The organism is Sphingobium sp. OAS761 (genome assembly GCF_024168485.1).
Classification (GTDB): Bacteria; Pseudomonadota; Alphaproteobacteria; order Sphingomonadales; family Sphingomonadaceae; genus Sphingobium.
Map to the genome: position 1 here is coordinate 220,057 of NZ_JALJVY010000005.1, position 19,957 is coordinate 240,013.

Annotated in this window: 21 protein-coding genes; 7 read left to right on the forward strand and 14 right to left on the reverse strand. The window is 64.3% G+C overall.

The genetic code is table 11. The features are described from left to right. Positions 1-2 precede the first annotated feature (2 nt). The 12 genes from J3E64_RS08795 to J3E64_RS08850 form a co-directional block, all read right to left on the reverse strand. Complete coding sequence (locus J3E64_RS08795) at positions 3-512, reverse strand: L,D-transpeptidase family protein (RefSeq protein ID WP_253342157.1); 510 nt, start codon at positions 510-512, stop codon at positions 3-5. Beyond that, positions 509-1,585 carry a GTP cyclohydrolase II gene (ribA, locus tag J3E64_RS08800; RefSeq protein WP_253342159.1) on the reverse strand — a complete coding sequence of 359 codons (1,077 nt, stop codon included), beginning with the start codon at positions 1,583-1,585 and terminating at the stop codon, positions 509-511. Before ribA ends, J3E64_RS08795 begins: the two co-directional genes overlap by 4 nt. Beyond that, positions 1,585-2,382 carry an exodeoxyribonuclease III gene (locus tag J3E64_RS08805; protein WP_253342161.1) on the reverse strand — a complete coding sequence of 266 codons (798 nt, stop codon included), beginning with the start codon at positions 2,380-2,382 and terminating at the stop codon, positions 1,585-1,587. Before J3E64_RS08805 ends, ribA begins: the two co-directional genes overlap by 1 nt. Positions 2,383-2,637: 255 nt before the next feature. Next, positions 2,638-3,276 (reverse strand): outer membrane lipoprotein carrier protein LolA, encoded by a 639-nt coding sequence (locus J3E64_RS08810; protein WP_253342163.1) that lies wholly within the window; start codon positions 3,274-3,276, stop codon positions 2,638-2,640. A gap of 91 nt (positions 3,277-3,367) precedes the next feature. Next, positions 3,368-5,683 (reverse strand): DNA translocase FtsK, encoded by a 2,316-nt coding sequence (locus tag J3E64_RS08815; RefSeq protein WP_253342341.1) that lies wholly within the window; start codon positions 5,681-5,683, stop codon positions 3,368-3,370. Between the two features lie 255 nt (positions 5,684-5,938). Continuing rightward, complete coding sequence (locus tag J3E64_RS08820) at positions 5,939-6,421, reverse strand: GNAT family N-acetyltransferase (protein ID WP_253342165.1); 483 nt, start codon at positions 6,419-6,421, stop codon at positions 5,939-5,941. After that, positions 6,418-7,320 carry a DMT family transporter gene (locus J3E64_RS08825; protein ID WP_253342167.1) on the reverse strand — a complete coding sequence of 301 codons (903 nt, stop codon included), beginning with the start codon at positions 7,318-7,320 and terminating at the stop codon, positions 6,418-6,420. Before J3E64_RS08825 ends, J3E64_RS08820 begins: the two co-directional genes overlap by 4 nt. Before the next feature lie 9 nt (positions 7,321-7,329). Further along, positions 7,330-8,490 (reverse strand): flavodoxin-dependent (E)-4-hydroxy-3-methylbut-2-enyl-diphosphate synthase, encoded by a 1,161-nt coding sequence (gene ispG / locus J3E64_RS08830; RefSeq protein WP_253342169.1) that lies wholly within the window; start codon positions 8,488-8,490, stop codon positions 7,330-7,332. Between the two features lie 50 nt (positions 8,491-8,540). After that, complete coding sequence (locus tag J3E64_RS08835; RefSeq protein ID WP_253342172.1) at positions 8,541-9,839, reverse strand: OmpP1/FadL family transporter; 1,299 nt, start codon at positions 9,837-9,839, stop codon at positions 8,541-8,543. A gap of 395 nt (positions 9,840-10,234) precedes the next feature. After that, positions 10,235-11,611, reverse strand: a complete 1,377-nt coding sequence (gene pgmG, locus J3E64_RS08840; RefSeq protein WP_253342174.1) for a phosphoglucomutase/phosphomannomutase PgmG — start codon at positions 11,609-11,611, stop codon at positions 10,235-10,237. A gap of 9 nt (positions 11,612-11,620) precedes the next feature. Continuing rightward, positions 11,621-12,055 carry a DnaJ domain-containing protein gene (locus J3E64_RS08845; protein ID WP_253342176.1) on the reverse strand — a complete coding sequence of 145 codons (435 nt, stop codon included), beginning with the start codon at positions 12,053-12,055 and terminating at the stop codon, positions 11,621-11,623. Next, positions 12,055-12,861, reverse strand: a complete 807-nt coding sequence (locus J3E64_RS08850; RefSeq protein ID WP_253342178.1) for a division plane positioning ATPase MipZ — start codon at positions 12,859-12,861, stop codon at positions 12,055-12,057. Before J3E64_RS08850 ends, J3E64_RS08845 begins: the two co-directional genes overlap by 1 nt. Before the next feature lie 109 nt (positions 12,862-12,970). Between J3E64_RS08850 and panC the strand changes: the two genes are divergently transcribed. Continuing rightward, a complete protein-coding gene (gene panC / locus J3E64_RS08855) occupies positions 12,971-13,816 on the forward strand; it encodes a pantoate--beta-alanine ligase (RefSeq protein ID WP_253342180.1) in 846 nt (281 codons plus the stop codon). Positions 13,817-13,861: 45 nt separating this feature from the next. On the opposite strand, the gene J3E64_RS08860 is transcribed toward panC, so the two are convergent. Both J3E64_RS08860 and hemE read right to left on the reverse strand, forming a co-directional pair. Next, positions 13,862-14,302, reverse strand: coding sequence for a CopD family protein (locus J3E64_RS08860; protein ID WP_253342182.1), 441 nt, complete (start codon positions 14,300-14,302; stop codon positions 13,862-13,864). Further along, positions 14,302-15,360 (reverse strand): uroporphyrinogen decarboxylase, encoded by a 1,059-nt coding sequence (hemE, locus tag J3E64_RS08865; RefSeq protein WP_253342184.1) that lies wholly within the window; start codon positions 15,358-15,360, stop codon positions 14,302-14,304. Before hemE ends, J3E64_RS08860 begins: the two co-directional genes overlap by 1 nt. A gap of 291 nt (positions 15,361-15,651) precedes the next feature. Between hemE and J3E64_RS08870 the strand changes: the two genes are divergently transcribed. The 6 genes from J3E64_RS08870 (at position 15,652) to raiA (ending at position 19,882) form a co-directional block, all read left to right on the forward strand. Continuing rightward, the gene (locus tag J3E64_RS08870; protein WP_253342186.1) at positions 15,652-16,479 is read left to right on the forward strand and encodes a pyruvate, water dikinase regulatory protein; all 828 of its coding nucleotides are present in this window, start codon (positions 15,652-15,654) and stop codon (positions 16,477-16,479) included. Beyond that, positions 16,476-17,069: a Maf family protein gene (locus J3E64_RS08875; RefSeq protein WP_253342188.1), complete on the forward strand. Its 594-nt coding sequence runs from the start codon at positions 16,476-16,478 to the stop codon at positions 17,067-17,069. Before J3E64_RS08870 ends, J3E64_RS08875 begins: the two co-directional genes overlap by 4 nt. Continuing rightward, on the forward strand, positions 17,066-17,890 hold the full coding sequence (locus J3E64_RS08880) for a shikimate dehydrogenase (RefSeq protein WP_253342189.1): 825 nt from the start codon (positions 17,066-17,068) through the stop codon (positions 17,888-17,890). The genes J3E64_RS08875 and J3E64_RS08880 overlap by 4 nt, the downstream gene beginning before the upstream one ends. After that, positions 17,890-18,483: a dephospho-CoA kinase gene (gene coaE / locus J3E64_RS08885; protein WP_253342191.1), complete on the forward strand. Its 594-nt coding sequence runs from the start codon at positions 17,890-17,892 to the stop codon at positions 18,481-18,483. Before J3E64_RS08880 ends, coaE begins: the two co-directional genes overlap by 1 nt. A gap of 32 nt (positions 18,484-18,515) precedes the next feature. Then, positions 18,516-19,217 (forward strand): DNA polymerase III subunit epsilon, encoded by a 702-nt coding sequence (gene dnaQ / locus J3E64_RS08890; RefSeq protein ID WP_253342193.1) that lies wholly within the window; start codon positions 18,516-18,518, stop codon positions 19,215-19,217. Positions 19,218-19,285: 68 nt separating this feature from the next. Continuing rightward, positions 19,286-19,882 carry a ribosome-associated translation inhibitor RaiA gene (gene raiA / locus J3E64_RS08895; RefSeq protein WP_253342195.1) on the forward strand — a complete coding sequence of 199 codons (597 nt, stop codon included), beginning with the start codon at positions 19,286-19,288 and terminating at the stop codon, positions 19,880-19,882. Positions 19,883-19,957 lie beyond the last annotated feature (75 nt).

Genomic DNA, 19,957 nt, shown 5'->3' on the forward strand with positions numbered 1-19,957 from the left:
GCTCATTCGCCGACGACGATATCCATCGCATCCCCGGGCGCGAGCAACGGCACAAGCCGGAGCATGTCGGCGCGTTCGATGGCGATGCATCCGGCGGTTGGCCGGCCTTCGGACAGGTGAAGGAAGATGGCGCTGCCCTTTCCCGGCACCGGCGGCGCATCGTTGTGGCCGAGCACGACGATCACGTCATAGGCATCATCCTTGCGGATGAGGGTTTCGGCCGATGTCACGCGCGGTAGGCGCACGGGACGATTATAGGCCGGATCGGACGGGTCGTCGGACCAGCCGTCGCTGGCACCGATCCAGCGCCATGGCAGCCTGATTCCCGTCGCCGCGACCTTCCCCGGACGCAGCAGCACCGCGCGGATCGGCCAGCGGCCAAGCGGCGTGCAACCGTCGCCTTCCGCCTTGTCCGCCGCCGCACAGGCTCCACCCCGGCCGATGGTGCACGCCATCTCCAGATCGCCGAACCGCAGGATTCCGGTTCTGCAATCGACCCGGGCGATGGTCACAACTGATGGCCGGTGCGATCCCGCTTCGTCGCGAGATACTGCTCGTTATGCGGATTGGCGGGCAGGATGATCGGCAGGCGCTCGATGACGGTAATGCCTGCGGCCTCCAGCCCCGCCACCTTCTGCGGATTGTTGGTGAGCAACCGCACCGATCCGACGCCCAGCAGGTCCAGCATCCGCGCCGCGACCGAAAAATCGCGTGCGTCGATGGCAAAGCCCAACCGGACATTGGCGTCCACCGTATCGAAGCCCTGATCCTGAAGCGCATAGGCCCGCAGCTTGTTGACAAGCCCGATGCCGCGCCCTTCCTGCCGCAGATACAGCAGAATGCCCCAGGGCGCGTCGGCGATCTGATGCAGCGCCTGATGCAATTGCGGGCCGCAATCGCATTTCAGGCTGCCCAGCACATCCCCGGTCAGGCATTCGCTGTGGATGCGAATGACGGGCGGAGAGGAATCGCGCCGGCCCACGATCAGCGCGACATGCTCGCGCGGTTCGTCGGGACTGCGGAAGGCGATGATTTCCGCGCTCTCGCTTGCCGACACGGGCAACCGCGCACGCGTGGCGATGGCCAGATGAACGGCGTCGTCATAAGCGGCGATCTCGTCCGCCGTCACCTCCGCCTCGTACGCGCCGTCCGCGTCCGCCGCGACGAAATAGGCCGGCAATATGCCCGCCAGGCGTCCCAGGCGCAGCGCTGCCTTGGCCGCAGCGCGCGCGGCGAGCGGCGTCGCCCGGAACGGACCCTTCAGCGGCGTGGCAAGATCGCGCACCGGATCGGCAATGCTCGTCGCGACATCCGCGTCGATCCAGGGTGCCCGCTCGATCAGGACCGGCAGGTCGGGGTCGGCGGCGGCGAGCTGGTTGGCGAGCTTGAGCGTGTCGGCGCGCGCGGCGGAAATGAGAATGTCGGCGCGACCGGCCGCGTCGAATGCGGCCAGCGTGACTGCATCCGCCCCCTCGATCGCCATCAGCCGGATCGCGCCGTCGGCGGCCGCGACCCGCACGGGCCAGCCGCGCCGCAACGCGTCGATGGCACGGGCTGCGGCCCGCCCCTGCGCGGCCACCGCCATCAGAAGGCGAACTCGGTTATGAGGGGGATATGGTCGGACGGCTTGCCCCAGTCGCGCGCCGGTTCAACCACGCGATGGCCGACCGCCTTTGCCGCGACGTCCTTCGTCGTCCACATATGATCGAGCCGGCGACCCCGGTCGGAAGCAGCCCAGTCCTTCGCCCGGTAGCTCCACCAGGTGTAGAGGCGCGCCGGCGCCGGATGAAAATGCCGTCCGATATCGACCCAATCGTTCGACGCCTGCAACCGCGCCAATATCTCGCACTCGACCGGAGTGTGGCTGACCACGTCCAGCAATTGCTTGTGGCTCCAGACGTCGCATTCCAGCGGTGCGATGTTGAAATCCCCGGTCAGGATGGTCGGCTGGTCGGCCAGATCGGCGGACCACCGGATCATCCGCTCAAGGAAATCGAGCTTTTGTCCGAACTTGGGATTGACGGCACGATCCGGCACATCGCCGCCCGCGGGAACATAGACATTCTCGATCCGCACGCCGTTTTCCAGCCGCACGCCGACGTGCCGCGCCTCACCATTGGCCTGCCAGTCGAGCCGGTCATCCTCATGCATCGGCACCCGGCTCATGATCGCGACGCCATGGTGCATGCGTTGTCCGTTCAGCACCTGATGCACATAGCCCAGCCGCCTGAACATGTCGGTGGGGAAAATCTCGTTCACCACCTTGGTTTCCTGAAGACAGAGGATGTCAGGCGACTCTTCGGTCAGGAAACGCTCGACGATGTCGAGCCGGGCGCGGACGCTGTTGATGTTCCAGGAGGCGATGCTGAGTGTGCCGGTCATGGCCCATCGCTCTAGGAGGGCGCGGACGCGCGCGCAAGCATGGGTCACCAGAGAAGGAAAGACCCCCGCTCCGGGGGCGTGGAACGGGGGTCTCGATCGCGCCCTTGAAGCGCTTCGCGACGGGAGCGGTGCCGGGTAACAGGGGGGAAATCCCGGAGACCATCTCGCGTCGTGAATTGTTGATTAGCGTCCTCGATATGAGCGGCAGATGAACGGACGGAAAAGTTTTTCCGTCCGTCGCACCCGCTGCTCCGGTCAGCCGCCGGAAGGACGGCCAAGCCGCCGCGGATCGGTCCAGCGGAAAGCGGAATCGGGCACGGTAACGCCGTAGCGCTGATTGGTGAGCCGCACCGCCGTGCGGTTATTCTGCGAATCGAGCGCGACCCAGCCATAGAGTTGCAGGCCGGCCGGGCTGGCGGCGTCGCGTTTGAAGATCATGGTGATGGTCCCGAATTCGGGACGCTTGGGATCGCGCGCCTGAACGGACAGGATGGACGGATCGCCGCTTGGTACGACCGATCCGAATTTCGAGAGATCCTTGGACGGATCGATCAGGGCGGCGAGCGGCGAATTGCCGATCGGCCAGCGCTGCACCTGCCGCACCTCATAATCGATCATGGTCAACGCCTTGCCGTCGCCGACGATCAGCAGGGGCACGCCCTTCTGATACTGGAAACGGATCTTGCCCGGCTGCTTCAGGGTCAGCTTGCCCGTCAGCGTCTGGCCGTTGCGGTCCGTCTGGCTGAAGTCGGCCGTCATGGTGGAAACGGCACGAATATAGGCGTTGACCCTGGCCAGTTCGCCCTGATCTCGCTGCTGCGCCTCGACCGGGGCGGCGAGCGGAAGGGCAAGGGCGACCGGCGTCGCGGCCAGCGCGAGGATGATGCGCTTCATGAAAATTCACTCCGGTTGTTACGGATGCGGTGTAGGTTGGGGCGATTGAACTCCCCGTGAACCCGGCCGTTCCCTTGCGTTCAGCAAGATGTCAGAGCGGATTGCCATTCTCGTCGCGCAGTACTTCACGGCGGCCGACATGATTGGGCGGGCCGACCAGCCCCTCATCCTCCATCCGTTCGATCAACCGGGCGGCGGAATTATAGCCCACGCGCAGCTGCCGCTGGAGCCAGCTGGTCGACGCCTTCTGGTTCTCGAATACCAGCTGGCACGCCTTGCGGAACAACTGTGCATCGGGACTGTCGTCGCCCAGGTCGACGCCGTCGAGCGCAAAGCTGCCTTCCTCCGGCTCCTCGGTCACGGCGGAGATATAGTCGGGCTGGCCCTGCGCGCGCCAGTGATCGGCGACCACGCGCACTTCGTCGTCGGACACGAAGGGACCGTGAACGCGGGTCAGCCCCTTGCCGCCATGCATGTAGAGCATGTCGCCCTTCCCCAGCAGCTGCTCGGCACCCTGTTCCCCCAATATGGTGCGGCTGTCGATCTTGGACGTCACGAAAAAGCTGATGCGGGTGGGCAGGTTCGCCTTGATCACGCCGGTGATGACGTCGACGGACGGGCGCTGGGTTGCCAGGATCAAATGGATGCCGGCGGCGCGCGCCTTCTGCGCCAGCCGCTGGATCAGGAATTCGACCTCCTTGCCCGCGGTCATCATCAGGTCGGCCAGTTCGTCAACCACCACCACGATCTGCGGCAACGGCTGGAAATCCAACTGCTCTTCCTCATAGATTGGCTTGCCGGTTTCCGGATCATAGCCCGTCTGGACGCGGCGGCCGAGCGGCTTGCCCTTGGCCTTTGCGGCGCGGACCTTCTCGTTATAGTTGGCAAGATTGCGGACGGAGATCGACGCCATCATGCGATAGCGGTCCTCCATCTGCTCCACCGCCCATTTCAGGGCGCGGATCGCCTTGGCCGGTTCCGTGACCACCGGCGAGAGCAGATGCGGGATGTCGTCATAGGTCGACAGTTCCAGCATCTTGGGGTCGATCATGATCAGGCGCAGCTGGTCCGGCGTCATCCGGTAGAGCAGCGACAGGATCATGGCATTGAGACCCACCGACTTGCCCGAACCGGTGGTGCCGGCGATCAACAGGTGCGGCATCGGCGCCAGGTCCGCGATGATCGGTTCGCCCGAGATATTCTTTCCCAGGATGATCGGCAGGGTCGCTTCCTGCCCGAACTGCTCGCTGGTGATGAGTTCGCGGAATGACACGCCCTCGCGGTTTGCATTGGGCAGTTCGATGCCGATGACGGTGCGGCCGGGTATCGTCGCGACGCGGGCCGACAGCGCCGACATGTTGCGGGCGATGTCGTCGGCCAGCGCGATAACGCGGCTGGCCTTGATGCCCGGCGCCGGTTCCAGTTCGTACATTGTGACGACCGGGCCGGGCCGCACTTCAACGATGTTGCCCTTCACATGAAAGTCGTCGAGCACCGATTCCAGAAGCCTGGCATTGCGTTCCAGCGCCGCCTTGTCGATCTTCCCGCCCTGGCTCGCGGGGATCGGGTTCAGCAGGTCGGCCGAAGGCAGCGAACTGTGCCCGAACAGATCGTCCTGGCTGACCGGCGCCATTTGCCGCTGGGCGGGCGCAGGCTTGGGCGACTGGATGGTGATCGGCGGCTTGGGTTCGGTGGAGACGGCCTTGCGCGGCGCGATGACGCGTTCGGCCTCCTCCTCCTCAGCATCCTCGACCGCCGGTGCCCCGGCAAGGGCCAGCGAGGGCCTGGGCAGGCTGAAACGGGGCAGGCGCGGCCGGCGCATGGTGAAGATCGGCTTTTCCAGCGCGAGACTGGCATAGCAGGCATAGAGGCCGACGATGAGCAGCACCACGATCAGCCCCCCGCTGATCCACGGCGCAGCCGCAGGGCTTTGCGCGGTCAGGCTGGCGACGCCACGCGCCGTGACCAGGCCGATGACGCCGCCCCATCCCGCCGGCAGGCCGACCAGCGGATCGCTCTGGAACAGCGCAAGTGCGATACCGACAAGGGCGATTCCCAGCAGGCATTTGCCGAACTGCCCCTTCCATCCGACCATGTCCTGATCGCCCCACAGGCGTCGCGCGGTCACCGCCATCAGCGGCAGGAGCAGGGCCACCGGTACGCCCAGCAGCCACAGCAGGAAATCCGCCGTCCACGCGCCGGGTGTCTGCATCATGTTGGCGACATGATCGCCAGCCACGGTGTTCATCGACGGGTCGCTGGGCGTGTAGCTGAGCAAGGCGAGCGCCAGGAATCCGGTCGCCAGGAACAGGCCTAGCGCGCCGATCAGCGCGCCACTCCGAAGCAGGCTGCGCTTGAGCATTTCGCGCCATTCCGGCGTGCGCTTAACGGTGCGGCCGACGGCCATGTCGTTCAATGTCCCCCAAATGTTCCGTTTCGGCACAATGCGACGGAGCAGGAGTCCGCGTCAAGCCCGGGCAGGATCGGCTCGTCGCGGCCCATCCGTAACACTCCTTATGGCGACCGGCCGCACCGCAGGCGCAGAAGGAGGGAAAGGAGATACGCCAATGATCGCCAGCTTCTATCCCGCCCTTGTTGTTGTCTCGCTCGGCCTCTTCGCGGTCGCGCTGCTGTTCGCCAGCATCGAGGACGGGCTGAGGCGCTAACCGCGCGCCAGCGTGCGCAACGCGTCGCCATCGACCCGCTGCACTGTCCATTCGTCCATCGGCCGCGCGCCCAGTGCGCGGTAGAAGGCAATGGAGGGCGCGTTCCAGTCCAGCACCGACCATTCGAGCCGCGCGCAATCGCGTTCGATCGCCATCGCCGCGAGCCGGACGAGCAGCGCCTTGCCCGCGCCCTTGCCGCGCGCGGCGGGCAGGACGAACAGATCCTCCAGATAGAGGCCGGGCTTGCCCTCGAAGGTCGAGAAATTGTGGAAGAAAAGGGCGAAGCCCACGGGCGTGTCGTCCATCTGCGCGATCAGCACCTCGGCCATGGGGCGCGGGCCGAACAGATAATGCGCCAGCGTCGTCGGATCCGCCTTCACCTCATGAGCCAGCCGCTCATAATCCGCCAGCGCGCGGATGAATCCAAGAATGGTATCGATGTCGTCGGCCCGCGCCGTGCGGATGCTGATCTCGCTCATGCCGTCCCCGGTTCCACATGGGCCAGTTCCGCCCGCTTCGAGCGCGCCGCGATAAGGCAGCCGGCGACGATCAGCAAGGCGCCCGCAAGCGTTGTCAGGGTCAGACGTTCGCCAAAGGCGAGCCAGCCGATGATCGCCGCCCACAGAAAGGCGGTATATTCGACCGGGATCAGCCGCTGGGCCTCCGCCCGGGCATAGGCCCAGGCCAGCGCCGCGAGCGAGGTAAAGGCCAGCGTCGCGGCCAGCGCTATGAGCGGCACAGCCGCAAGGCCGGGCGGAACGGCCAAGACCGGCGCGGCCAGGGCGAAGACCGCCAACATGACCAGGTGCTGGAAGAAGGCGACCTCGATCGGCGATGCCAGTTGCGCCTGCTGTCGCTGGATGATCAGGTTCCAGGCGAACAGGACCGCCGAACACAGCATGGCGGCGACCCCGAGCAGCGCCTCGGGCTCGTATCGCCCCTGCATCCGTCCGGCCAGTATGACCGCCACGCCCACCAGCCCGAGAAGCGAGGCTCCTATGGCCTGCCGCCCTACCCGCTCCTTCAGCAGCAAGGCGGCGAGATATAGCGCGATCAGGGGCGCGATAAAGGACAGGGCGATGGCTTCGGCCAGCGGCATCCGCATGATCGCCCAGAAAAACAGCAGTGCCATCAACGCGACGACCACGCCGCGCAGCAGGTGAATGCGCAGCACCGCCCGCGTCGGCCAGCGCTGCCGCGTCGCCAGCATCAGCGCCAGCCCCAGCACTGTTCCGCTGACCGCGCGCCAGAACAGGGCATTGTAAAGCCCGATGGAGAGGCTCAGTCCCTTCATGGTCGCATCCATGATCGAAAAGAGCGCGACGCCTGCGCAGCAGACGATGAAGGGGATCGCAAATCCCCCCGAAGTACGGTTCATCCTGCCGATTTATTCCGCCGCTTCGGCATTGCCGACATCGGTGGTGTCCGATTCCAGCTGCGCGGCCTCGATTTCGGCAGCCTTGGCTTCCACCAATTTCACGATATGATCGACCATGTCGGCGTCCTGCACCGTATGGTCGGTAAGCCCCGACAGGTAAACCATATGCTTGCCCGCGCCGCCGCCGGTCAGGCCGATGTCGGTCTCGCGCGCTTCGCCCGGTCCGTTGACGACGCAGCCCAGGACCGAGAGCGACAGGGGCGTGTGGATATGCTGGAGCCTCTCCTCCAGCGCCTGCACGGTGCGGATCACGTCGAAGCCCTGCCGCGCGCAGGAGGGGCAGGAGATGACCTTCACCCCGCGGGTGCGGATGCCGAGCGACTTCAAAATCTCGTAGCCGACCCGCACCTCTTCTTCCGGTTCGGCCGACAGGGAAACTCGGATCGTGTCGCCGATGCCGGCCCAGAGCAGGTTGCCGATGCCGATCGCGCTTTTCACCGTGCCGCCGATCAGGCCGCCGGCTTCGGTGATGCCGAGGTGCAGCGGGCAGTCAACGGCCTCGGCAAGCTGCATATAGGCCGCGACCGCCAGGAACACGTCGCTCGCCTTCACCGCGACCTTATAGTCGTGGAAATCCTGGTCCTGGAGCAGCTTGATATGGTCGAGGGCACTCTCGACCAGCGCCTCGGGGCAGGGCTCGCCATATTTTTCGAGCAGGTCTTTTTCGAGGGAGCCGGCGTTGACCCCGATGCGGATCGAGCAGCCGTTCGCCTTGGCCGCGTCCACCACTTCCTTGACGCGCGCCTCGCTGCCGATGTTGCCGGGGTTGATGCGCAGGCAGGCCGCGCCCGCATCGGCGGCTTCCAGCGCGCGCTTGTAGTGAAAATGAATGTCGGCGACGATAGGCACGCGTGCGGCCCGGACGATCTGCCTCAACGCAGCGGTGGACGCTTCGTCCGGGCACGATACGCGGATGATGTCGACCCCGACTTCTTCGCAGCGGCGGATCTGGTCGACCGTCGCCTTGACGTCGTGGGTGGGCGTGTTGGTCATGGTCTGGACCGTGACCGGCGCGCCGCCCCCCACGGGCACATTGCCGACCATGATCTGCCGGCTGGGGCGGCGGGCGATGTCGCGCCAGGGACGCAGGCCGGGATTATGGTCGGACATGAAAAGGGGCTCCGTAGCTACGGAGCCCCTATAGGGATTTCTGCGGCGGATTAGAAGCGCAGGGTCACCGATGCGGCAAGCTGGTCCGCATTGCCGCTGGTCTCTGCCAGGGTCGTGGCGGTAACGGTCGCAGGTGCCGGATAATAGCTGTCGGGGCGGATGATGTTGGCCTTTTCCACGAACGTATGGGCGTAGCTGAGGTTCAGCGCCGCCGCCGGCGAAATGTTGAAGGTCGCGCCCCCCGTCAGCCACACGCGGTCGCCATCGGGCACGCGCGTCGTCAGATGCCGGGGATTGGTGGGCGTGCGATCGAACATCGTGCCTGCGCGCAGAGTCAGAGCGGGGCTGACGTCATATTCGCCGCCGGCGCTGAAGGAATAGCTGTCATGATAGTCCAGTTCCTTGTTCGTCGTGCCGGCCGCCGACGTGACGGCGATGCCCTTGAACCTCGACCAGTTATACCATTTGCCGGTCAGCATCGCCCGCAGCTTCGGGGTCAGGCTGTGGGTCATGCTGACCGTCACGATATCCGGCAGCGCGAGCGGCGCAGTCGCCGCGAAGTCGCCATTGCCCGCCGCGATCGGACCAAGCAGCCCCGAAACGGTCTGGGTGCCCGCCAGCTTGTGGCGAATGCCTTTGCGGAAATGGACACCGAAATTGGTGTCGCCTGTGGTGTAGAACAGGCCTGCATTCCAGCCGACCGACCAGTCGTCGCCCTTCAGCCGGGCGAAGCCGTCGGACGGGGCTAGCGGCGAAAGCTGCGGCAGCGCGTTGGTCAACGTCGCCTTCACATATTGCACGTCGACGCCGCCGCCGATGGAGAGGCGATCGGTCAGCTTGTAGGCGACCGACGGCTGGATATTATATGTTTTGAGGTCGGTGTAGAGGGAATCATATCGCCCGAAGAAGCCGTCATCATATTCCAGCTTCAGCCCGAACGGCGCGTTGACCCCCAAGCCTACCCACAACCGGTCGTTCAGCTGGGCGCTCGCATAGAAGCTGGGCACCGGAATGACTTTTTCGAACGGATTGCCACCGTCATTGCCCGCGACCGGGACACGCAGCGCCGTCCCCGGAACCGAGCGATAGGTGCCGCGGTTGGTTTGATGCGCCGACGCCATCAGTGCCGATGCACCGATCGAGGTCTGAATGCCCGACAGCTGGGTCATGCCCGCGGGATTGAAATAGATGGTCGAGGGATCGTCCGCCGACGCCGCACCGCCGGACAGTGCGCGACCCGTTTCCTTCGGCGACTGCTCCTGAAGATAGAAGCCTCCGGCCAGCGCGGGCAGCGGCGCGCCGAGCATGGCTCCGGCAAGAAGGAAGCGAGGGAAAGAGCGGCTCAACATTGTGGCAGATCCTCTTCTACGAGCGACTTTTGTGACCCCGACGGACATGAATGTGACACGCCGCCGGGCATTATCCTCCGCGTCGATTATCAATTATACCGGTAATTTCCAGTGCAAAGCGCCGGTTTCCGGCCGCTTTGGCAGAGGAACTGGCAATGTCTGTAAAAGTGCCGTTACGGCGCCCCGGCCTTGGCACCGCCTGCGGGAAACAAAAAAAAAGCCGCCCCGAAAGGCGGCTGGAAAGTTTTAGGAGAGGATGCCTGAAAGGCCCATTCCTTCTGCCGGTTCACCCGCGCTGCTGCAAATGCGAAAGAAACATGCATGATTGCATTTTCTGCAACTGCTTTGAAAGACACGATTTCCGTAGCGGCACTGTATATGCAAAGGTAGAATATTTACGAAAATTCCCAGGGCAGGCCTGCTTGCGCGAGCTGAAATTCCATTTCCGACAATAGTCGGCGCAGGCCTTTTGAATCGGATGATTCGGCGCGCGCGACCAGTGCAGCCTGGGTATTGGAGGCACGCAGAAGCCACCACCCGTCCCGCGATCGGACCCTGACGCCATCCAGTTCCGTCATGGTTGCGCCGGTCGTTCGAAGCCGGGCGCGAATCTCGTCCACCAGCAAAAATTTGCGATCTTCCGCCACCGGAATTCGCAGTTCCGGTGTGCTGGGGAGCCGGGGCATGGTGTCGTGCAGGTCCGCAACGCTCCGCCCAAGCCGCCCGACCGCGCCGATCAGCCTTACGGCGGCGTAGAGCCCGTCATCATAGCCGAAATAATCGTCGGCAAAGAAGAGATGGCCGGTCATCTCGCCGCCCAGAGAGGCGCCAATCTGCTTCATTCTGGACTTTATGTGACTGTGCCCGGTCTTCCACATGTCGGGCCGGCCGCCCAGCGTCCCAATCAGGTCGAAAACCGCCTGACTGGTCTTTACATCCGCCACGATCGCCGCTCCCGGTCGTCTTTGCAGCACGTCGCGTGCGAACAGGCCGAGCAACTGGTCGCCCCAGATCGTCCTCCCCTGCCCGTCCACCACGCCGATGCGGTCGGCGTCTCCATCGAAAGCCACTCCGAAGTCGAGCTGCTTGTCGAGGACGAGCGCCCGCAACGCGCCCAGATTGGTTTCTATGGAAGGATCGGGATGATGGTTGGGAAAGTGACCGTCCACCTGGGTGAAAAGCAGGTGATGCTCACCCGGCAAGCGTTGCGTGAGCGCTTCGATCACGGGACCCGCGACACCATTGCCCGCGTCCCATCCGATACGGCAGGCAGGACCGTCGAACCCGTCCAGCAGCCGGGCGACATAGCGGTCCATGATGTCGATAGTGTCGACCCTGCCGGTTCCCCACTCCCAATCGCCCGCCGCCGCCATCTTCCCCAGATCCTGGATCGCCTCGCCGAAATAGGGCGCGTGGCGATGCACCAGCTTGAAGCCGTTCTGATCGCCGGGATTATGGCTGCCGGTTACTTCTATGGCACCGTCCACCTGCTCGACCGCCTCGGCGTAATAGAGCATCGGCGTGCAGGCCAGGCCGATGCGCAGGACGCCGACGCCGGCCTGCGCCAACCCATCCACCAGCGCGGATTCCAGCATCGGTGAACTCAGGCGCCCGTCATGGCCGACCGCGACGCGCGATCCGCCCTTCCGCCTGATGACCGTCCCGAAACTGCGTCCCAGCGCATGCGCATCGGCCCCGTTCAGGTTCTGCCCGACAGTGCCGCGCAGGTCATAGTCGCGCAGCAGGGTCGGATCGAAACGATGCGCTTTCATAAGGTCCGCCTAATCGCCGCGGTCCACTGTCCGCTGCTGCGCCAGAAGCAGGTCGCGCGCGGCATTGATCTGGGCTGCCAACGCTTCGGTCCCACCGCGGTCGGGGTGGACCGATGCGATCAGCCGGCGATGGGCGGCGCGTATTGCCTGCGCGTCCGCGTCCGGCGAAAGGCCGAGCAGGGCCCGGGCCTGGGCGACATCCTGCGCGCCGGGTTGCCGGACCCGCGCGGCACGCTTGCGGCGCGTCCGGCCTTGTCGCGCGAAAAACAGAGCCGCGCCCATCAACAAGGGTGCGCCGATCACGGGCTTTCCCTTGGCCGCCAATATGGCGCCGACCAGTGCCGCGCCCAGGGCCATCCCGTCCTTTGCCGTCATGCGTTGCAGCCTCCCCGTCCAGATAAGCCAGCCGGCCAGTCCGATCAGCAGGAGCGCCAGCCATCCCATCAGGCCGCGCCGATCATGTCCATCGACACGGTTCCCTCCCGCGTCGGGAGCGCCAGGCCCGATATCATTTCTCGCAATTCCTGCCGCGCGGCGATGTGGCTGACGCCCAGTTCGCCCAGATGCCCCTTGTCCAGCAACGTCAGGCCCGAGGGAAAGAGTTCGCGGAAGATCACGCGCTCCGACAGGCCGGGGATAACCCGGAATCCGACCCGGCGGGACAATTCCGTCAGGGCGTCGCCGACGCGCTTCTTGTTCCTGGCATCATGATGCTGGACCCGGTTGCGCAGCACCACCCAGTCGATCGAGACGCCATCGACCTTGGCCCGCGCCTTGCGCGTTTCAAAGATCAGTTCCGAATAGAAGGACAGTCGACGGACCTTGAACGTTTCCGGATCGACCTGCCCGATCAGGTCGAAGTCGACGAAGCTGTCATTCATCGGCGTTACCAGCGTGTTGGCGTGCGGCGCCAGATGGCGGGCAAATTCATCGTCTCGACCGGGCGTGTCGATGACCAGGAAATCCTTGCCCTGGGCTATCGTGACCACCTGATCGTCCAGAGCGGCAATGCTGTCGCCGACGAACACCTCGAAATCGGGCGTAGGCAGGTCGATACCGCGTCGACGCGCTGTGTCGCGGCGATTTTCCATATAGCGGGTCACGGTCCGCTGGCGTGGATCAAGGTCGATCATGCCCACCGCATGACCCAGCGCGCTCAGCGCGATCGCAGTATGCACAGCCGTGGTGGATTTGCCGGTTCCACCCTTTTCATTGGCGAAAACGATCAGATGCGGCTGCCTGTTCGCCATTGGACCTTGATAACCCCGTTGATTGTCGCAATGATTCTTGACGGTCGCGCAGACACAAGCCTAGCAGGACCTCCCTTGTCGGCCTGCCCATATCGGAGCCCTTCCTCCCGTGCAAATCCTGCGTGACATTCCCGCTTTGCGTACCGCAATCGCCGCCCTGCGGGCCGACGGAAAGCCGCTCGCCCTGGTGCCCACCATGGGTGCCCTGCATGAGGGCCATATGGCCCTGGTCGACGAAGCGCGGCGGCACGGACGCCATGTCGTCGTCTCGATCTTCGTCAATCCCAAACAGTTCGCACCAACCGAGGATCTGGACGCCTACCCCCGACGCGAGGCAAAGGACGCGGCGATGCTGACGGCGGCGGGCGTGAACCTGCTCTGGGCGCCCGGCGTCGACATCATGTATCCGGCCGGCTTTGCCAGCACCATCAGCGTGTCGGGGGTAAGCGACGGGTTGGACGGCGCGGCCCGGCCCGGCCATTTCGACGGTGTGGCGACGGTCGTGACAAAGCTGTTCAACCAGGTGTGTCCCGATGTCGCCATTTTCGGCGAGAAGGATTATCAGCAACTGGCCGTCATCCGTCGGATGGTTGCCGATCTTGATATGCCGATCGACATTGTGGGCGTGCCCACGCAACGGGCCGAGGACGGGCTGGCCCTCTCCTCGCGCAACGCCTATCTCAACGAAGCGGAACGCAAGGCGGCGCTCGCCCTGCCCCGTGCGCTGGGCGAAGCCAAGCGGCAGATGGAGAAGGGCGAAGCGGTCGAGGGCGCGCTCGCCAAAGCCATCGCCATACTGACGACTCATGGATTCGACCCGGTCGATTATGTCACCTTGTGCGACGCGGCGACGCTGGAACCCATCACCGTGCTGGACCGGCCGGCGCGATTGCTGGGCGCGGCGCGGCTGGGGCGGACCCGCCTGATCGACAATGTCGCGGTCCATCCAGCCTGACCGGCGTGTTCGTCGATCCGGCGGCCCGCCGCCAGCGGGATCTTGTCAGAAGGGTTTGACGATCACCGCGATGACGATCACTGCCGCGGCAATGCCGGGCACTTCGTTCAGCAACCGCAATTGCCGGTCGGTCAGCGGTCGCTGACCCCGGCCGAGCTTCTTCACATATGCTGCGATCCACCCGTGATAGCCCGACAGGCCGAGCACGAAGAGCAGTTTCAGGTGAAACCAGCCGAAATGCCAGGCGCCGATCTCCACCATGAGCATCAGGCCGAAAATCCATACCAGGATGAGCGAAGGGTTGAGGATGATCCTGAGCAGCCGCGTTTCCCGTTCGATCCATCGCCGATCCTCCGGCGAACCGGGCACGGTTTCCTGATGATAGACGAAAAACCGCGGCATCATGAACAGTCCCGCCATCAGGAAGATGACGAAGATCACGTGGGCGGCCTTCACCCATGGGTAGGCTGCGCCGAGATAGGCCATCAGTTGCGGTCTCCTTCCTGCCGCACATAGCTAAGCAGTGCATCGACATGATCAATGGGGGTGTCGGGCAAAATGCCATGGCCCAGGTTGAAGATGTGCGGCCGGTCGCTAAAACCGGCGCGGATATTGTCCACCGCCTGCTCTACCGCCTTCCCGCCCGCGATCAGCGCCAGCGGATCGAGATTGCCCTGCACGGGCAAACCTGCGGGCAGCGCCGCATTTGCCCAGTGGGGATCGACCGTTTCGTCGACGCCGACCGCGTCCACGCCCGTACCGCGTGCATAATCGGGAAGTTTTGCGCCCGCGCCCTTGGGGAAGCCGATAATCGGAATATCCGGATGCCGCGCCTTGAGCCCCTTCACGATCGCGCGGTTCGGGGCGATCACCCAGCGTTCGAACTGAAGCGGAGACAGGCTGCCCGCCCAGCTGTCGAACAGCTGCACCGCTTCCACGCCCGCTTCGATCTGGCCGGACAGATAGACGATGGTCGCGTCGACTATGGCGTCGATCAGCGCGGCGAAGCGATCCGGTTCCTGATAGGCCATGCGTCGCGCCGGGCCTTGGTCCTTGCTGCCCTGTCCCGCGACCATATAGGTTGCAATGGTCCAGGGGCTACCGGCGAAACCGAGGAAGGTCACGGACGGGTCGAGCGCCGCCTTCACACGCCGCACCGTTTCGTAGACCGCATCGAACCGACCGAAATCCGGAGTCAGCGCGGACAGGTCCGCTTCCGCCAGGATCGGCGCAAGCCTGGGACCTTCCCCCGCCTCGAACCACAAATCTTGTCCCATCGCGTAAGGGACGATCAATATGTCGGAAAACAGGATGGCGCCGTCAAAGCCGAACCGCCGCAGCGGCTGGAGCGTCACTTCGGCCGCCGCGCCACTGTCATAGACCAGTTCGAGGAAACCGCCCTTCTGCGCACGCAATTCGCGATATTCGGGCAGATAGCGACCGGCCTGGCGCATCAGCCAGATGGGCGGCACGGTGGGCCGTTCACCCTTGAGCACGCCGAGCAGCGGTTTTTCGGCGGTGACCGCCGGGGCGTCGAAGCGCATCAGACTCTCTCTATAATTTAGATTCAATAAGGATGCTGGAGATATAGGGGCGTTGGTAGCGGGGTTTATGCGCTGTGCCCGCTTTTGCCAACAGATTGACTCGTCATCGACGTCCGATGGGTGCCCGAGTCCATGACATTATCCCCGTTATCCACAGACTGTGGATGAAAAACGGTGCCTGTTGGCGGCCTGTGGATGAAATTTAGCAAGGCGGGGAGGAGAAAAACCGGGTTGCTTCATCCGCAACTCGTTCCTTGCTTTATCCACAACCACCCCACAGAGATATGCGGCATGGCGCGCATCCATCTTCACCTCCTGTCCGATTCCACCGGCGAGACGCTGGAGAATATCGCCAAGGCGGCGATCGGCCTGTTCGAGAATGTGGAGGCGATCCGGCATTTCTGGCCGATGGTGCGGTCGGAAATCCATCTCGACCGGATCATGGAGGAAATTTCCGCCAATCCCGGTCTCGTTCTCTTCACCCTCACCAATCACCCGCTGCGCAAGCGGCTGGAGACGCGCTGCCGTGCGCTGGGCCTGCCCCATGTCGCGGCGCTGGACAGCGTGGCCGATGCCCTGTCCAACATATTGGGTCAGGAAACCCGGACGCGACCGGGCCGAAAACATATTTTGGACGAGGCCTATTTCGCGCGGATCGAGGCCATCCAGTTCACCATCGCCCATGACGACGGGGTAGGACATGAAAATTGGGAGGAAGCCGACATCGTGCTTGCGGGCGTGTCCCGTGCGTCGAAGACGCCGACCTCCATCTATCTTGCCAACCGCGGGTACAAGACGGCCAATATTCCCCTGGTTCCCGAATCCCCGCCGCCGCGCAGCCTGTTCGCCCTGCGGCATCCGATGGTGGTGGGGCTGACGGTCAGTCCGGAACGACTGATCCAGATTCGCCGGAATCGGCTGCTGTCGCTCAATCAGACGCCGGAAACCGCCTATGTCGACATGGAGAAGGTGCAGGATGAGCTGGCCTTCGCCCGGCGCATGTTCGCGGACAATGGCTGGCCGGTGATCGACATGACGCGCCGGTCGATAGAGGAGGCTGCGGCCGCCATCATCAACCTGTTCAATGACCGCGTGCTGGCGGACGGAGAAGAGGCATGATCGTGCTGGCGTCGCAGAGCGCGAGCCGCCGGGCCCTGCTGGCGGCCGCGCAGGTGCCGTTCGAGGCAATGTCGCCCGGTGTCGACGAGGAGGCGGCGAAGGAGGCGTTGCGGGCCGACGGACTGGACGCGCGCGCGCTGGCGGATGCGCTGGCCGAGCTAAAGGCGTTGCGGATTTCCCGCCGGCTTCCCGGCGCGCTGGTCCTGGGATGCGATCAGACGCTGAGCCTGGACGATGGCACCATGATCGACAAGGCGGTGGACCGGGATGATGCGGGCCGTATCCTGCGGCTGCTGTCGAAAAGAGTGCATCATCTGCACAGCGCGGCGGTCGTCGCGCTCAATGGCGAGGCGATATGGCGCCATGTCGAACGGGTGCGGATGACCGTGCGCCGGTTGTCGGACGACTTCATCGACTCCTATCTCGACAGCGACTGGGACGCGTGTCGCTGGTGCGTGGGATGTTACCGGATCGAAGGACCGGGCGCGCAGCTGTTCAGCCGGGTGGAAGGAAGCCAGTTCGCGATTCAGGGTCTGCCGTTGCTGCCCCTGCTTGACTTTCTGCGCGCGCGTGGCGTTCTGGCGGCATGACCGACACGCTTCCCTATGCCGAGGTGATTGGTGACCCGATCGCGCACAGCAAATCCCCGCTGATTCATAATTTCTGGCTAAGGGCGCTGAATATCGAAGCGGAATATCGCAAGACCCATGTGACGAGCGAGGGGCTGGCGGCCTATTTCCTGCAACGGCGTGCCGATCCGGACTGGCTGGGCTGCAACGTGACCATTCCGCACAAGATAGCGGTGATGGACTATACCGACGACCCGGGCGGAGTCCGGTCGCGGATCGGGGCGATGAACACGATCGCGAGTGAAACAGGCGGTCCGCTTATCGGCACCAATACCGATGCGGGCGGGTTTCTTCAGCCCTTGCTTCGCGATCAATGGCGCGGGCAGAGCGCGGTTCTGGTGGGTGCCGGCGGTGCAGCGCGCGCCGTCCTGTTCGCGCTGGGCAGCCTGGGCGTGCCCGATATCAGCATCATGGTGCGCGACATTGCAAAGGGACAGGCGCTGCTGGACCGGGCGGGCGTGAAGGGGCGTGTGATCGGCATCGACGACGCGGTTCCGGCGGCCGACCTGCTCGTCAACTCGACCTCGCTCGGCATGGTGGGCCAGCCCCGGTTCGAACCCGACCTGTCACCCTTGCCCGACGATGCGACGGTCTACGACATCGTCTATGCACCGTTGGAAACCGGCCTGTTGAAGGCGGCGCGGGGCAGGGGACTGAGAACGCTGGACGGACTGGAAATGCTCATCGGCCAGGCGGCGCTGGCGTTCGACATTTTTTTCGACGCGCAGGCGCCGCGCGACCTGGACGAAGAACTGCGCGCCCGTCTGCTCGCAGCGGCCTGATGGACATTTATGGCCTGACCGGCTCGATCGGCATGGGAAAGTCTGCCGTTGCCGCCATGTTGCGCCGGCAAGGCGTGCCGTTGTTCGATGCCGATGCGGCGGTTCATCGGTTGCAGGGACCGGGCGGCATGCTCCTGCCCGCGATCGAAGCGCGCTTTCCCGGCACGACAGGGTCGGCCGGGGTCGATCGGCAGAAGCTGGGCGCGGCGGTGTTCGGCAACCCGCAGGATCGAAGGGCGCTTGAAGCCATCGTGCATCCTGCTGTGAAGAGGGAGCGAAATCGCTTTCTGCGGCGCTATCGTTCGCGCCGCTTCGTGATTCTCGACATTCCCTTATTGTTCGAGACCGGCGGGCAGGCATGGCTTGACGGAGTCATCGTGGTAACCGCACCCGCCTGGAAACAGCGAAAGCGGGTGCTGGCCCGTCCCGGCATGACCGCAGCAAAATTTCGCCAGATCCTCGATTTGCAGACCCCCGATGCCGAAAAGCGGCGCCGGGCGGACCATATGATCGATACGGGCACGACATTCGACGCGACCCGGGCACAGGTCAGGCGTCTGGTCGCTTGCCTTGGCGCAAAGACAGGCAGATAAGGGTTAGCCCACGGAGTCGAATGAAGAGGGCAATGCGCGAGGTCATTTTCGATACCGAAACGACGGGATTCGATCCCGCTTCCGGCGACCGCATGGTCGAAATCGGCTGTATCGAGCTTATCAACCGCGTGCCTACGGGCCGGACGTTCCACGCCTATTACAATCCCCAAAGGGACATGCCGGCGGCTGCTGAGGCGATCCACGGCCTTTCGTCCCAATTTCTTTCCGATAAGCCGCTCTTCGCCCACGGCGTGGAGGACCTTCTGGCCTTTCTCGAGGACAGCCCTCTGGTTGCACATAATGCCCGGTTCGATTTCGGCTTTCTGAATCACGAATTAGGGCTGTGCGCGAAAATGGCGATCTCGATGGACCGGATGATCGATACCGTCGCCATCGCCCGTCAACTGCATCCGGGGGCTAAACATAGTCTGGACGCGCTCTGCACGCGCTATGGCATCGACCGCAGCCATCGCGTGAAACATGGTGCGTTGCTGGACGCCGAGTTGCTGGCGCAACTCTATATCGAACTGACCGGAGGCCGTCAGATCGGCCTGGGTCTGGCACAGGAGGAAGCGAAAGAGAGTGCCAGGGCGGAACTCAACGCACCCGTTGCGGTTCGCCCTGTTCGTCCCGCGCGAGTCTTTGCGGCCAGCGCGGCGGAGCTGGAACGGCATGCAGCGTTCGTCGCGACGCTGGAAAAGCCGCTCTGGCTGGAGGGGGCGCAACCGGGCTGATCCCGGCATCGTGCCCCCACGTCAACCGGGCTGCGTTCCGCAGCTCGGCAAGAACAAGGAGAAGGCATATGGATATTCGTGTTTCCGGACATCAGGTCGATACGGGCGACGCGCTGAAGCAGCATGTCACGGATCGGCTGGAGGCGATGGCCGAGAAATATTTTTCCCGCACAATCTCCGCCCATGTCACTTTTCGGCCGGCACCACATGGCGCGTTCCATTGCGACATAATTTGCCATGTCATGACCGGCCTGATCCTGAAGGGTGCGGGCGAGGCGCAGGATGCGCATCCTGCCTTCGACATCGCGGCCGACCGCATCGACAAGCAACTGCGTCGCTACATGCGTCGCCTGAAGGATCGCAGCCAGCAGGCCGCGGCCGCGGAGGCCCAGCGCGCCAACGGCTTTTCCATCGATGAGATTGGCGGCGCAGCCTACACGATTTTTGCGGGGTCGGCCGATGAGGAGGAAGAGCCGAGCGACGCACCGGCCATCGTGGCGGAAACCCGCGTCGACATTCCCGAAGCCAGCGTGTCGGACGCGGTGATGATGCTGGATCTGCGCAACACCAATGCGCTGTTGTTCGTCAACGCAGGGACGTCGGCCTATAACATGGTCTATCGGCGTCATGACGGTACGATCGGATGGGTCGAACCGCGCGTCTGATACACCGCTGCTTGGGCCGCCTGTTGACCTTGGGACGCAGGCGGCCTATGGGGCCGGGCTTTACAGTCTCCGAGC